The following is a 13460-nucleotide window of genomic DNA, read 5'->3' as shown; positions in this document are numbered from 1 at the left end:
TTCCGTTGCTGATTCGGCTGAACGTGCTCCCGGTCGACCGATATCCGTTCGAGAGATGCCAAAATATTTTGGACTAACGCTTTCGTAACTACCCCGTATTGGTGAAAGTACACTCGCGGTGGTCAGTTCCACCGGGCAACACTCCCCCCTCGTTGCTCCTGCGGGCGTGATACCCGCGAGTGACCAGCCCTTCGTTTCACCATTTCGTGTGTCCCAACCTGCATAGAGAGGTACGCCTACAACCGTCTACGACGTGTCTCGAAGATTTGGCTCGATCATACGTATTTATTCGACCCACCATTGAACCCGCCAGTTATGAGCTTCATCGCGGAGATCGCCGTCACATCCGACGACTTCGCTTTAGATCACGTGCTCGCCGCCGCTCCCGAGATGGTCGTCGAAGTCGAGCGGGTGGTCGCGACGATGGAGGATCGGATCATGCCGTATTTCTGGGTCACCGGTGGTGACTTCGAGGCATTCGAGGAGGCGTTCGAAGCGGATGGCTCGGTGAACCACGCCACCGTTATCGACGAGGTGGACGATTCGAAACTGTATCGAGCCGAGTGGACGAAGAACGTCGAATCGATCGTCACCGCCTATCTCGAAATCGGCGCAACGCTACTCAAAGCGGTCGGAAAGGACGGTCGATGGGAGTTGCGGATGCGATTCGATGACCACGAGAATCTCGCTGCCTTTCGTGCCTACTGTTCTGAACACGACATTCGGTTCGAACTGCTGCACCTCCAGGAGCAAAATCAACCGATGGCGAGTGCCCAATTCGAACTCTCATCAACACAGCGAAACACGCTGCTTGCCGCCCTCGAGGCCGGCTACTACGAGGTGCCACAACGCGCGACGATGACTGAGCTGGCTGCCATGTTAGGAATCTCCCAGCAGGCGCTCTCGAAGCGACTGCACGTGGCACACAAGAACCTCATTACGAGTACTATTGCGATCACGCGTTCAGACGACGGCTAACCGACCCGACACACATCAAGGGTTGTATATACAACCAACGGCGTCTTGTCGTTCCCCTCGGATACTGCGTTTACGGACACGGTCAGTTCGCGACGAAACCGAGAGACATGAAGGGGAAAGACGACTGGGTAAAGACGGCTGCACGGTGTTGTGAATGTGGGTCTGTGTATTCTGCCTGGGTTCTCCCGGATAACAGTATTCATCCGATCGGTCAAAAGAACGGGTGCCGGTGTGGCAGTGTGGAGTTCGAGTCCGTCACTGAGTCAGATTCTCAAACGAAGTGAGACCGGTTACACGGGAGCACTCGTCGAACACTTCGAAACGACAGCCTGCCACCGCAAAAACCGCGACGTTATCCGTGCTGGTGAGAGAGCGGATCGAATCCGTCGACGGGATTGACCGAATAGTCGACCGACAGCACGTCCTGTGTCGCCCGAATCTTACCCACGAACGTCGAAATCTCCTCGAGTGAACCCTCGAGAACGAACAGCTCCAGACAGAAGTGATCCCCAACGTGGGTGTGGAAATTCGATGAGACGAGCGACTCGTGTTCGTGGCGCAGGTGCATCATCTGCTCTTCGACGTTCGTCGTTTCGTAATCGAACAGGACGGTGACGAGCCCCATCAGTTTCCGATCCTCGAGACGGGTGTCCTCGAACTCTCCGAGGAGGTTTCGCGAGGCTTCTCTGACGACTTCACTTCGACCCGTGTATCCGTGATCGTCGGCGAACTGATCGAGACGTTCGAGGAGTGCATCCGGCATCGAGACGCTAACAACGGCCATATAATAAATGAGTGGCGATAACATATTAAGGCTTAGTATATTATCCGCCTCGGAACGTCGAGAATAGAGGCTAATTCCCGGTACTGGACGTACACAACCGGTAGGCGACTAATAACATGGTGCGTAGAAATGCACCCTCGGCCGCATCTCGATGGCAGAATCCAGTAGCGAACGGTCGACGATTCAGCGGAATCGTTGTAGGGACGCACCGACGTTTGCAGACCCCGTAGTGGCAAACGGCGGTACATTGTTCCCCCTATCAGTGATTGACGACCGGATCGTCCGGCAACTGCTCGCGCTGGTGTGGGTAGCGCGGATGGTCGCCAGCGTAGACGTGATCGAACATCGTCTCGGGTTCTGGATCGGATTCGGCTTCGGCGGTTTCGACAGCGGCTTGCACGCGTTCCTGTGCGCGCTCGCGAACTTCCTGATCGTCCGCTTCCGTCCAGCCGACGACGTCCTCGAGGTACCCCCGCGTGCGCTCGAGCGGATCCGTCCACTCCTCACACTCGTCTTCGTCGCGGTAGACGTCCGGATCGTCGGTGGTGGTGTGGGGGCCACGACGGTAGGTTACGGCTTCGATGAGTGTCGCGCCGCCGCCCGAACGAGCGTGCTGCAGCGCGTCGGTGACGACGTCGTAGACGGCGAGGACGTCGTTGCCGTCGACCCGAACGCCCTCGATGCCGTAAGCATCGGCCTTCTGGGCGATGGTCGCACTCGCAGTCTGTCGTTCTCGAGGCACCGAAATCGCGTAGCCGTTGTTCTGACAGAAAAAGACGGCTGGGGCCTCGAAGACGCCCGCAAAATTGAGCGCTTCGTGGAAGTCCCCTTCGGAGGTCGCCCCATCGCCGAGGCTCGCCATCGCGACGACGTCGTCGCCCTTGTAGCTCGCGCCCATTCCGATACCGACGGCGTGTGGTAACTGCGTTGCGATCGGAATCGTGATCGGGAACGTTCGCAGGTCAGATTCGTCCTGTCGGTCGACGTAGTTCCCTCGTCCCATCAAGTGACGGACGACCTCCGAGAGCGGCAGCCCGCGGGTGAGATACATCGCGTGGTCGCGATAGGTCGGAAATAGATAGTCCTCCTCGCGGAGCGCCATCGCCGCGCCCACCTGGGCTGCTTCCTGGCCTTGCAGTGGCGCGTACGTGCCGATCCGCCCCTGACGATGGAGGCTGATAGCTTTCTCGTCGAACGTTCGAGCGAGTACCTGTGTTTCATACAGCTCGAGAAGCGTCGCCTCGGAAAACGGTGTTGGCGACTCCTCGTCGGCTTCGTCGTCTTCGACCGTGGGCAACACTCGAACGATTTCATCGACGTGACTTGCCATGTTGTGCACCAACGTTCTATCGGGATAGTCGACCCACTGGCTAATAAACTATGGCCTTTTGCCCCCTCCACCAAGATATCGTAACTGGCATTTAAACCCATGTAACAATCCAACAGAAAACCTCCAGCGGTTCGCGCAAATATTGACGATCCGTCGATGTTCCGGACGGCCGCTTCCCCAACAGTTAGGCCGCCGGGCAAACCTTACTCCGGCATATGTCCGAATGGATTGGCGACATCTTTACCAGTGATCGCGGCTGGAATCACCTCGAGGCACTCGTCGATATCGGAAACCGGATGGCCGGTTCCCCCGGCGAGCGCGAGGCGGCCGAAGTGACTCGAGACGCGCTCGAGGCTGCCGGTGCTCGGCACGCTCGGCTCGAATCGTTCGACATCCAGGGCTGGGAGCGCGGCGAGAGTTCGATCACCACCGACGGCGAAGAACAGGACTGTATCGCCTTGCCTCGCAGTCCATCCGCGTCGGCGACCGCGCCGCTCGTTGACCTCGGCTACGGCCTCCCCGAGGACTTCGAGGACGCCGATGTCGAGGGCTCGATCGTCATGGTTCGCAGTGACATTCCGAGCTACTTCGACCGGTACGTTCACCGCCGGGAGAAGTACTACCACGCGGTCGTCAACGGTGCGGCCGGCTTCGTCTACCGGAACCACGTCGAGGGCTGTCTCCCGCCGACCGGCAGCGTCGGCACCGCGGACGATCCGATCGGCGAAATTCCCGCCGTCGGCGTCTCGAGCGAGGTCGGTTCCCGACTCGCCCGCCGGTTCGACGGCGAGGAGATTGACGTCAGCGTCGAAGCGACGATCGAGGACGCGGAGAGTCAGAACGTCCACGCCGAACTCGGTCCCGACACCGACGAGCGGGTACTCGTCACGAGCCACATCGACGCACACGACATCGCCGAGGGCGCGATGGACAACGGTGCCGGCACGGCGATGGTCGTCGAACTCGCACACGCCCTCGCCGCCCGCGAGGACGACCTCGAGAGCCGCGTCGAGTTCGTCGCCTACGGTGCCGAAGAAGTCGGTCTCGTCGGTTCGGGCTATCACGCAGAGACGACCGATCACGAGTCGATCAAAGCCATCGTGAACAACGACGGTGTCGTCCGGGGACGGACGCTCTCGATGACGACCCACGGGTTCGACGCACTCGCCGACGCCGCCGACGAAATCGCTGACCGTCACGGCCACCCGGTCGAGGCGATTCCTCGCCTCGGCCCCCACAGCGATCACTGGCCGTTTACTCGCTGGGGCGTCCCGGGATATCACGTCATGAGCACCTCCGACGAGGTTGGACGCGGCTGGGGGCACACGTTCGCCGACACGCTCGATAAGATCGAGAAACGCAACCTGCGCGAGCAGGCAATATTGCTCACCGACCTCGTCGTCCACCTCACGGGCGAAGACGTGACTACCGAGCACAAAACCCCCGACGACATCGTCGAAATGCTCGAGGAACAGGATCTCGCCGAGGGGATGCGGATCACCGGTGACTGGCCGTACGACGACTGAAAACCGGTACCTGCGACGATCGGAGACGCCCCCAACGTTGGATCGACCACAACCGCACACGTTTTTGATCGATCCCCCGGAAAGGACGGTATGGACGACGACGGGTGGACGCTCGACCCAGACCCTCTCATCGGCGTGATCGACGTCGAACCAGCGACCGCGTCGCCGACCCACGCAGACGGTGTGAGCGATCCGACGGCGCTGGTTCACACCGCGCTCGACGATGCGGGTCGCTTCGAAGGATCTGACGATGCCATCGACCTCGTGACCGGTGGGCCCGACACCGTTCTCGCTGCCGATCCGACGCTCGTCGTGGCTCTCGGCGACAGTGCTCTTACCGCGGTAGCTCGAGCCGACGCCACCGCGATGTCGCCCGTTCTCCCGGTCGACACCAGCCCGGGCGTTTCCCCGATTCCTGCTGATGCGCTGGGGCGCGCATTCGACGCGCTCGCTGCTGGGGAAGCCACCACCGAAGCGTATCCGCTTCTGTCGGTCTCGAGCGATGCAAGCTCGAGTGACGCTGGCTCGAGTGATGCTGGCTCGAGCGAGGAAACCCGAACCCGCGCGCTGTTCGACGTCTCGCTCGTGACCGCCGAAGCGGCTCGCATCTCGGAGTACGGCGTCACCAGCCGCGGGCGACAGATCGCACAGTTCCGGGCCGACGGCGTGGTCGCCGCTACCCCAGCGGGGAGCCACGGTTACGCCAGCGCCGCCGACGGCCCGTCGCTGTCGGGAGCGATATCGGGTCTCGCCGTCGTCCCCATCGCCCCGTTCGTCACGCGCACCCGCCACTGGGTGCTTCCCGACGACGGCCTCTCGCTGTCGGTCGAACGTGAGGGCGACGACGTCACCCTCTGTGTCGACGACCGCCGTGTCGGGACGCTCGAGTTCGGCGCGCGCGTCGATATCGCGGTCGATCCGGCCGCCGAACTCGGGGTGCTCGAGACGCCGTTCAGTCGCGACCCGTTCGCCGGATGAGTTCAGAACACCATTTTCGGCCGGTACAACCCCTCTAACTCCCATTATCTGATTTTAGAGTGACAAATGACCGGGCGACGTGACAGCCGAATCCCGCCGAAAGACATTGGAAAAATTCTAATGCACGAACCACCGTGGTTCAGGTATGCTATCACCAGCGCTGTTTGGCCCGGTCGACGTCCTCGGTGAGGAGGTCGTCGCCAGCGTCACCCTCATCGAGTTCGTCCTGCTCGGACTCGTCGTCGTGAACCTGCTCGTTCGTGCACTGACCCACCGAAGTCACGTCGCCGCCGTCCGCGAAGACGGCGCCGACGCCCTCTCTCGAAGCCTCGCGCTCGAGGTGACGAACGTCCTGATCGTCCTCGGCGGGTTCTACTACATCACGGTTCACGTCCACGGCGGCGTCGTCTTCACGACCCTCGCCATCGGCCTGCTGGTCGCGGACTTCTTCGAGTTCGAGGCGCGCCTCGTCGAAGCGCGCCAGGAGATGCCCCTCGAGCGGCCGAAAGCAGCGCTGTTCGCCTCGACGTTCGTCTTCCTCTACATCGCCTACCAGTCGCTGTTCTTCCTGATCCGACCGCTCTGGGAAACGATCGTCTAGAACGGCGCTCGTCTCGATTGCGCCTTTTTCCCTCGTTTCGCGCGATCACACTCACTCGCTCGTTCGATCGATCTACCCCCGATCGAACGTACACCCACTGGACAGGTACCGCGCCACGGAGACAGACAGTCACGTCGCTACGAACGTCGGCCAAGGCTCTTGGGTGCTGACAGCGTATAAACGCCACTCCATGGGCTACCGCGACGACCTCGTCAACGGCATTAGACGGAGCACGATTCCACAACTTCACTACCTCCTCAAGGGAACCTTCGGCGTCTACGCCGTCAGCCACACGACCGCAGACGAGTACGTCATGACGGCCCACTGTTCGGAAGCCGACCTCGAGGCCGCCCTCGAGGAACTGGGCTTTTCGCGTAACCCGATCGCCGCCGTCAAAGTCCGTCTCGACGGGAACACGGCCGACGGGTCGTGGGTCTACCGCGACTCCCCACTCGCGTCACACCAGCTACACGTCGTTCTCCACGCGCTCGAGGATCGACCGAACTCCGTCGACGTCTACGCCCACTGGGAGACCTCCTGGATTCGGCATCCCTACCGCCACTACTCGAAACAGGGGTACGACGCCGAAACCGGCGTAACTCTCACCCGGCGACTCCTCACCGAACGGGATTTCGACTGTCTCGACGGTGACCTGTCCTACGAGGTCGATACCGGAATCGAGCGTCGGCTGAGCGAACACCTCTCGGTGTCGTACTACTGGGCGAAAGACCGGTGGCTGGCGCTTCAGTCGCGGCTTCCGCTGGTCGACGGAGACGGCTACGAGAGCTACATTACCGATCAGGAGAGCGACCGGGACAGCGTCTCACCGCGTATTACCAACAAGTTCTGAGCGGGTTCGATATTCTGATTCACCGAGCACCGTCAGCAAAATCGAATACACGACCGCACACACGACGTATCAGAGGCCACTTCGAATTCTCGCTTCGGCGTCCTCGAGCGCCGCCTCCCGATCGAACGCGTCGACGATGGCCTCGAGGTCGGCGTCGCTCGCGCCGTCACCCTCGAGCGCTTCCGCGTGGGCCGTGATGTTCGGCACCGCGCGGACGATGTTGTCCACGATGGGAACGTCGGCGACCTGTGGCGATCGCGACAGCGGGTTGAGGTCGATGACGATTTCGGTCTTCCCCATCGCTTCGAGCGCTTCCGCACGGTCGCCGTCCTCGAGGGGAACCAGGACAACGTCGGCCGCGTAGATCCCTTCCGCATCCACTTTCGCCCGTTCGTGCTCGAGGTTCGGAATCCGGGCGTCGGCCTCGATCCCTTTGACGTCCGTCGCGCCGTGTTCCCGGAGGTGACTTACGATAGCATCGATGCGTTCGGGCGTTCGGTTGAAGAGGTTGACCTCGAGATCGGCGTCGACGGCGTCGGCGAGGGCCACCATCTCGGCGGGCACCAGCGCGGCGACGTTGCCGTTGATCGAGAGGACGGGCTTCTCGGCGAGTAACAGCTGTGCAGCGGCGGCCCGCTCGGCCTCGTCGGCGGTGGGCGTCGTTTCCTCGCCCAGCAGATAGTCGAACGCGCTCCCCCGTCCCTCGGCGTGCATCCCCTGGAGGTGCGTGATCCCCTTCTCGACCCCGCGTTCGATTCGGTGACGCGTCACCAGGTCTGTGTAGCGAGGATGATCCGTCGGAATCTCCTCCTCGTCCTCGACCTCGGCCGGCACGGTCTCGTGTTCGCTCACAGTTGCTAGATCGAACGCAGTCATCAAAAACGGCGCGATTGGAGCCCTCGAGTCGACCCCACCCGAACCGACATACCCGAACAGAACCCAGGGACTATGAACCGTAACCTGTCTTTATGAGCCTCTATACCGTTCTCTCGAGACGAATGTACGCTGCTCGACTCACCGATCACGGCGGCCCGGACGTCATCGACCGAATCGAAACCGATCGCCCCGAACCAGCACACGACGAACTCCTCCTCGAGGTGGGTTCGGCCGGCGTCAACCCGGTCGACACCTACTTCCGCGACGGTTCCTACGAACCGGTCTCGTTGCCGTTCACCCCCGGTGTCGACGTCGCCGGTACCGTCGTCGCCGTCGGGGGGGACGTCGAGGGGTTCGAAACCGGTGACCGGGTTTTCGGTACCGGCATCGGAAACATGTCCTTCCAGGGCGGCTACGCCGAGTACGCGACGATCCCGACCGATCGCGTCGTCCACCTCCCCGACGATGTCGACACAACGCAGGCTGGCGCGGCCGGCGTCGTCGCGGTCACCGCCTGGCGCGCACTGATCGGCCACGCGGGTCTCGAGCCCGCGGAGTACTGTCTCGTCCACGGCGGCTCCGGTGGCGTCGGCCACGCGGCGGTGCAGATCGCGCAGGCGGTCAGCGCCCGCGTCATCACGACCGCCGACCCGTCCTACCACGACCGTCTTCGCGACCTCGGGGCCGACACCGTCCTCGACTACCGACGGGACGACCTCGCCGACGCCGTCCTGGAGGCGAGCGACGGTGGCGTCGACGTGATTCTCGATCACCGCCTCGACGACTACCTCCAGTTCGACGCGGACGTGGCCGCGACCAGCGCCCGCGTCGTCGGCATCGGCGAGAACAGCCCCGATCCGGGGTTCACCAACGACGGTGCCGCCCGCTCGAAGGACGTCAACTACCAGTTCATGAGCATGTTCAACACCCCGGATCTCCGCGTGCCGTTGCGGGGTGTGGCCCACCTCATGAACACCGGCAAACTCTCGATCGAGATCGCCGACAGCTACACCCTCGAGGACGCAGGCGAAGCCCAGCGAGCGGTACTCGAGGACAGCTTCCTCGGGAAACTCGTTATCGAGCCGTAGCGACGCCAGATCAAGCGAATTGAGTGTTCTGGAGTGAGTTCCTCGAGTTATTCGTGAGCAGCAGTTTCGATGTATACGGCTGGAACGAAACGCTTCCAACTGTGACGGCTACTGCGATGCCGATCGATGAAAAAATACCACCCGAGACGTCGGTCACCTACTCGTCGGTGAACGTAATCCAGCCCTCGGGAGCGTGTTCTTTGACCGCCATCATCGCCTCCCTGGCATCCGTCCGGTGTTCGTAGCTCTGGGTGCTCTCGGCGAGCACCTCGCCGTAGGTGTCGATCAGCCGCCAGACCCAGGCCTCCTCCGCCCGGTGGAGTTCGAAGGAGACACTGTCGATCTCGAGAATGCTCGCGTTCTCGATGATGTCGCGAACGTTATCGAGCGCTTCGTGGGCCGCTTCGGTCGAAGGGTGGCCCTCCGAACCGGTCGCGACGGTCTGGCCGTTTTCGTCGATGAGTCGCCAGCGCCAGCGGTCGTCCTCGGCGGCGAATAGCTCGAAGGAGGCGACGTCGAAGTCGACGCGGCCGGCGATCGGAGCCAGGCGGCGAACCGCTTCGACGTCGGCCATCGCGTCGGCTTTCGAGGATCTCGAGTCGGCGGGGCCCGCGTACACCTCGCGGTCGCGGTCGATGAGTTCCCAGCCCCAGCCGCCCTCGTTAGTCATCCGAATGGCGGCCTCGTCGATCGTGAAAATCGGGGCGTCCGCTGCGCGCGCCTTGAGGCCCTTGACTGCGGTCTCCGCGAGTGGCTGGGCGTCGTAGCTTCGGCTCGCGTCGGTGACGACCGTTCGATCCCGATCCAGCAGTCGCCAGCGCCACTCGCCGTTGCCGCTGCCGTACAGTTGAATCGAAACGTCACCGATGGCCGTACACTGCCCTGCAGCCGCTGCCTCACGAATCCCGTCGATCGATCGCTCGAGTTCGTCACGGGTGGAACTGGCTTCCGCGTCGACGGCGACCGTCTCGCCCGCTGGTAACACGAACCGCCAGTGCCAGTCCTCCTCGGCGTAGGTCTGGAAGATGGCGTCGTCCATCGTCCGCACGTTCGAGTCGAGATGGGTCAACAGGCGCTCCATCGCCTGTTTGGCCGTGCTTCGAGTCGGGTGTACGGCCGGGTCTTCGGCGACCAGTTTCCCCGCCTCGTCGATCAACCGCCAGCCCCACTCGTCGTCCTCGTTGACGAAGATTTCGAACGCCGCGGTGTCGATCTCGAGGAGTTCGGCGTCTGGGGCCTGCTCTTTGAGTGTCATCATCGCTTCGGCCGCGTCGCCGCGGGAGGTGTGTTCCTCACCGGAGTCGGCGAGGACGTTGCCGTCATCGTCGATCAGCCGCCAGCGCCACTCGCCGGAGTCTGCCTCGTAAACCTGGAATGCGGCGTTTTCGAACTCGATCAGATCGGCCTCGCTGGCTTGCTGACGAACCCGTTCGATCGCCTCGCCAGCGGTCTCTTCGTCGGTGTGTGCTTCCGTACTCGCAGCGATGATATCCCGGTCTTCGGTGACGAGTCGCCAGTGCCAGTCCTGCGTGGGCGTCGGTTCGGTCGCTTCCGCCGCGTCGCCATCGTCGTCCGTGACCGGTTGGAGTTCGCCACCATCTGCGGCCGTCGGCCGTTCGGTGGGGAAGATTTCGTACTCTGCGTCCTCGATTTCTACGACGTCAGCGCTGGTGACGGTGTCTGCGAAGAGCCCGGTTTCTTCCTCGGTCGCCCCGTAGCCCTCGAGCGTGTCTGGAGTGGTGGCGACGACGTGTTCGTTCCCGTCGACCAGCCGCCAGCGCCAGCCACCGTCCGCCTCGTAGCACTCGTAGGTGGGCTCGCTCGCAACGGTGATGGCCGCCGAGCCGAGTTCGGCGAGGATCGCTTCCACGGCGTCCTCGGCCGCGCGTTTGGTCTCGAATGTCGTCGTCGCCTGGGCGAATTCGTCGTCCGTTTCGTCGACGAACCGCCACGACCACTCCCCATCGAGCGTTTCCAGTTCGACGCCGACGTGGTCGATGTCGAGCAGACGGGCCCGATCGAACCGCTCGGCGAACGTCTGGGCGGCCGTCTCGGCGGCCTCCATGGTTCGGTAGCCGTCCTCGCTTTCGGCCAGCGGCTGACGGTCGTCGTCGAGCAACTGCCAGAACCACTGGTCGCGTCGTTCCGTGTACGTGAACGCCGCGCCATCGATCTCGATGACGTCCGCGGCCGGGCCACGGTCTTTGAGGAAGCTGACCGACTGTTCGGCGTCGTCACGGCGGTCGAACTGACTCGCACAGGTGCCGACTACGCTGCCATCGTCCCGGGCCAGCGTCCACTGCCAGGTTCCCTCTCGGTCCTCGTGGAGACGGAACGCCGACGTCGTCAGCTCCATCAGGCCAGCCGACCCGATCTGAGATTTGACCTTCTCGATGCTCGTCTCCGTCTCCGGCCGTGTAACCGTACTCCCCTCGCTTTCGGCCAGCGCCTCGAGGTGGAGGACGTGCCACTTCCAGTCACCCGCTTCGTTCCGGAAGACCGCGAACTGGGCCCCCTCGAGTGAGTCGCCGGTCATAATCGGTGGATCCTCGCTCTCGCCTTGCTCCCGGACGAACATCCCTTTCCGTCCGGTGATAATGGGGACGAGCGCGGTGACGCCGGCGATGATCCCGATGCCAGCCGCATACAGGGTGACGACCTCGACGGTCAACTCGAGCCCGTGACCGCGCCAGTGATCTGGATAGACGAAACCGAAGGCGATGGCACCAGCGAGCGCGACGACCAGCCCAACGACGCTCGCCTGAATCCCCCGCGTTCGGACGGGCAATAAAAGAACGATTCCGAACAGACAGAGCGCGAGGCCGATCGCAGCCGCAACGCCCGACGCTCGAATCTGGTTGAACGCGTCCCCACCGGCGTAGCCGGCGACGAAGGCCAGCAAACCGATCGCACCGATGAAATAGCCGGCGATGAAGAACCAGAATCCGTAGACGTCCGTTTTGGAATCGGGTTCCCCCACGTAGTGTTCGTACAGTCGAAACAGGTTTTGATGAAAGTCACGGAGCGTAGACATTCGTTAACTCGAGTGCATCACTACACTCATTCATAATAAACTTCTGGCTACGAATAACTCAACAGACATATCGACGACGGATCTGCAGACGGCACCACTCGGGGTGAAATCCGATGGGATCGCGGGTCGAGCGGAACGATGCAGTAGCGGTTGAACGAAGAAGGGAGCCACCGAGCGGGCCAAATCAGTAATCTGGACTCGAGTCACGGTCGTTTCTGCGGGACAGAATGTATCCCTGACGACACCATGCTCGTGCAAACTGAACCCTCTCCAGTACTAAATAGCCATTCGACACGCCAACTATTCCTACCGACTGATACGTTGCGAGAGTATTTAAAAGAACGACCGTATTTCCGACGCCTGACCGGACTTTTCTATCGACTGTCCGCGTTATTTGAGGATCGCCCCCGCCGGATGCGTCGAACACACCGACGGCTCGTACCCGGCGTCCGAGAGACCGGTTCCGAGGGCGAACACCGTGTTACCGAGCATCGCCATCGACGCCTGCCCGTCGACGGCGGCCACGTCCTTGAGTGCCCCCTGCACGTCCGGGGTGAGGAGTCCCGCTTCGCGCGTAAATCGACGCGAGGCGTAGATAAATGATGAGAGCGTCGGTTCGTCGACGAGCAACGACAGTGACTCCTGGCCGGCCGCCGACAGCTGGTCGGTATCGCCCGTAAGGACCGTCGCGGTGGACAGTTCGCCGAAAGACACGTACTCGACCCGGGCCCGCGCCGGCACGGCATCGATAACGTTGTGGGCGGGTGCCCCCGGCTCGAGTCGGATCGGGACGCCCCCGTGAGCCTGCGCGACGACGTCCCCCAGTCCGGTTCCGGCCTGTACCTCGGCGCCGTGAGCGATCGTCACCAGTTCGTTGTACGACAGCGTCCGGTCGAAGACGATGTTGGCAGCGAGCGCCGTCCCGAGCGCCGTCGCCCCCGACACGCCAAAGCCCGCACCGATCGGGAGCGACGACGTCGCTTCGACCCGTGCGGGTGCCTCGAGCGCCTCGAGCACTATTCGGACGGGCTCGATCTCGACTGGCTCCCCATCGAGGAGTAGCGTCGGTTCGTCCGCTCGCTGGACGGTGACCTCCACGCCATCTGTGAGCGTTACCCCGGCGCCGCGAGAACCAGCTTTCGTCGGATCGTCGTTTGGGTGCGCGCTGAAAAACCCCGTGATGTGCCCCGGTACGAACGCCGTCGCCTCCTCACGCATACGACCGTCGTTTGGTTCCGGCGGATATAACGTTGAAGATTTCCAGGCTGATCTACCGGGATCGACCCCGACGTTAAAGTCCGCGGTCGTGGTGCCCCCACTACGGAACGACGACTCCGCGTGCTTGCACCCCAGTTCCGTAAGCCCCGTGCTCGCCCGCCAGTCCCGTGACGTTGGCACGTACAGTGACACCCCCT

Annotated in this window: 11 protein-coding genes; 6 read left to right on the top strand and 5 right to left on the bottom strand. The window is 62.6% G+C overall.

Annotation, left to right across the window (positions count from 1 at the left end; translation table 11 throughout):
- The first annotated feature begins 315 nt into the window (after positions 1-315).
- Positions 316-978, top strand: coding sequence for a helix-turn-helix domain-containing protein (locus tag NGM68_RS06400; RefSeq protein WP_252700812.1), 663 nt, complete (start codon positions 316-318; stop codon positions 976-978).
- Between the two features lie 352 nt (positions 979-1330).
- Here the strand turns inward: NGM68_RS06400 and NGM68_RS06395 are convergent, their stop codons facing one another.
- Positions 1331-1762, bottom strand: coding sequence for a CopG family ribbon-helix-helix protein (locus NGM68_RS06395; RefSeq protein WP_252700811.1), 432 nt, complete (start codon positions 1760-1762; stop codon positions 1331-1333).
- Positions 1763-2021: 259 nt separating this feature from the next.
- On the bottom strand, positions 2022-3092 hold the full coding sequence (gene pdhA / locus NGM68_RS06390) for a pyruvate dehydrogenase (acetyl-transferring) E1 component subunit alpha (RefSeq protein WP_252700810.1): 1071 nt from the start codon (positions 3090-3092) through the stop codon (positions 2022-2024).
- A 215-nt stretch (positions 3093-3307) separates the two neighbouring features.
- Between pdhA and NGM68_RS06385 the strand changes: the two genes are divergently transcribed.
- From NGM68_RS06385 to NGM68_RS06370, 4 genes are all read left to right on the top strand, one after another.
- Complete coding sequence (locus tag NGM68_RS06385) at positions 3308-4618, top strand: M28 family peptidase (protein ID WP_252700809.1); 1311 nt, start codon at positions 3308-3310, stop codon at positions 4616-4618.
- Between the two features lie 90 nt (positions 4619-4708).
- Positions 4709-5596: an NAD(+)/NADH kinase gene (locus tag NGM68_RS06380; protein WP_252700808.1), complete on the top strand. Its 888-nt coding sequence runs from the start codon at positions 4709-4711 to the stop codon at positions 5594-5596.
- Between the two features lie 145 nt (positions 5597-5741).
- Positions 5742-6197, top strand: coding sequence for a DUF7313 family protein (locus NGM68_RS06375; RefSeq protein WP_252700807.1), 456 nt, complete (start codon positions 5742-5744; stop codon positions 6195-6197).
- A gap of 190 nt (positions 6198-6387) precedes the next feature.
- Entirely contained in the window at positions 6388-7047 is a 660-nt protein-coding gene (locus NGM68_RS06370; RefSeq protein ID WP_252700806.1) for a hypothetical protein, read from the top strand.
- Positions 7048-7116: 69 nt separating this feature from the next.
- Here NGM68_RS06370 and NGM68_RS06365 read toward each other — a convergent pair whose 3' ends face one another.
- On the bottom strand, positions 7117-7923 hold the full coding sequence (locus NGM68_RS06365; RefSeq protein ID WP_425493601.1) for a 4-phosphopantoate--beta-alanine ligase: 807 nt from the start codon (positions 7921-7923) through the stop codon (positions 7117-7119).
- 122 nt (positions 7924-8045) lie between these two features.
- Here NGM68_RS06365 and NGM68_RS06360 point away from each other — a divergent pair, with 122 nt between their 5' ends.
- Entirely contained in the window at positions 8046-9011 is a 966-nt protein-coding gene (locus tag NGM68_RS06360; protein WP_252701389.1) for an NADPH:quinone reductase, read from the top strand.
- A gap of 157 nt (positions 9012-9168) precedes the next feature.
- On the opposite strand, the gene NGM68_RS06355 is transcribed toward NGM68_RS06360, so the two are convergent.
- Together NGM68_RS06355 and NGM68_RS06350 are read right to left on the bottom strand one after the other, a co-directional pair.
- Positions 9169-12045, bottom strand: a complete 2877-nt coding sequence (locus NGM68_RS06355; protein ID WP_252700804.1) for a DUF1508 domain-containing protein — start codon at positions 12043-12045, stop codon at positions 9169-9171.
- A 390-nt stretch (positions 12046-12435) separates the two neighbouring features.
- Positions 12436-13263 carry a pantoate kinase gene (locus NGM68_RS06350; protein ID WP_252700803.1) on the bottom strand — a complete coding sequence of 276 codons (828 nt, stop codon included), beginning with the start codon at positions 13261-13263 and terminating at the stop codon, positions 12436-12438.
- Between the last annotated feature and the right edge of the window lie 197 nt (positions 13264-13460).

The sequence above is a fragment of the Natronosalvus vescus genome, assembly GCF_023973145.1.
Lineage (GTDB): Archaea > Halobacteriota > Halobacteria > Halobacteriales > Natrialbaceae > Natronosalvus > Natronosalvus vescus.
This window is presented reverse-complemented; position numbering and strand designations above follow the sequence as displayed.

Coding starts and splice junctions, on each gene's coding strand:
- NGM68_RS06400 (WP_252700812.1), top strand. CDS start 316: ATGAGCTTCATCGCGGAGATCGCCGTCACATCCGACGACTTCGCTTTA.
- NGM68_RS06395 (WP_252700811.1), bottom strand. CDS start 1,762: ATGGCCGTTGTTAGCGTCTCGATGCCGGATGCACTCCTCGAACGTCTC.
- pdhA (WP_252700810.1), bottom strand. CDS start 3,092: ATGGCAAGTCACGTCGATGAAATCGTTCGAGTGTTGCCCACGGTCGAA.
- NGM68_RS06385 (WP_252700809.1), top strand. CDS start 3,308: ATGTCCGAATGGATTGGCGACATCTTTACCAGTGATCGCGGCTGGAAT.
- NGM68_RS06380 (WP_252700808.1), top strand. CDS start 4,709: ATGGACGACGACGGGTGGACGCTCGACCCAGACCCTCTCATCGGCGTG.
- NGM68_RS06375 (WP_252700807.1), top strand. CDS start 5,742: ATGCTATCACCAGCGCTGTTTGGCCCGGTCGACGTCCTCGGTGAGGAG.
- NGM68_RS06370 (WP_252700806.1), top strand. CDS start 6,388: ATGGGCTACCGCGACGACCTCGTCAACGGCATTAGACGGAGCACGATT.
- NGM68_RS06365 (WP_425493601.1), bottom strand. CDS start 7,923: ATGACTGCGTTCGATCTAGCAACTGTGAGCGAACACGAGACCGTGCCG.
- NGM68_RS06360 (WP_252701389.1), top strand. CDS start 8,046: ATGTACGCTGCTCGACTCACCGATCACGGCGGCCCGGACGTCATCGAC.
- NGM68_RS06355 (WP_252700804.1), bottom strand. CDS start 12,045: ATGTCTACGCTCCGTGACTTTCATCAAAACCTGTTTCGACTGTACGAA.
- NGM68_RS06350 (WP_252700803.1), bottom strand. CDS start 13,263: ATGCGTGAGGAGGCGACGGCGTTCGTACCGGGGCACATCACGGGGTTT.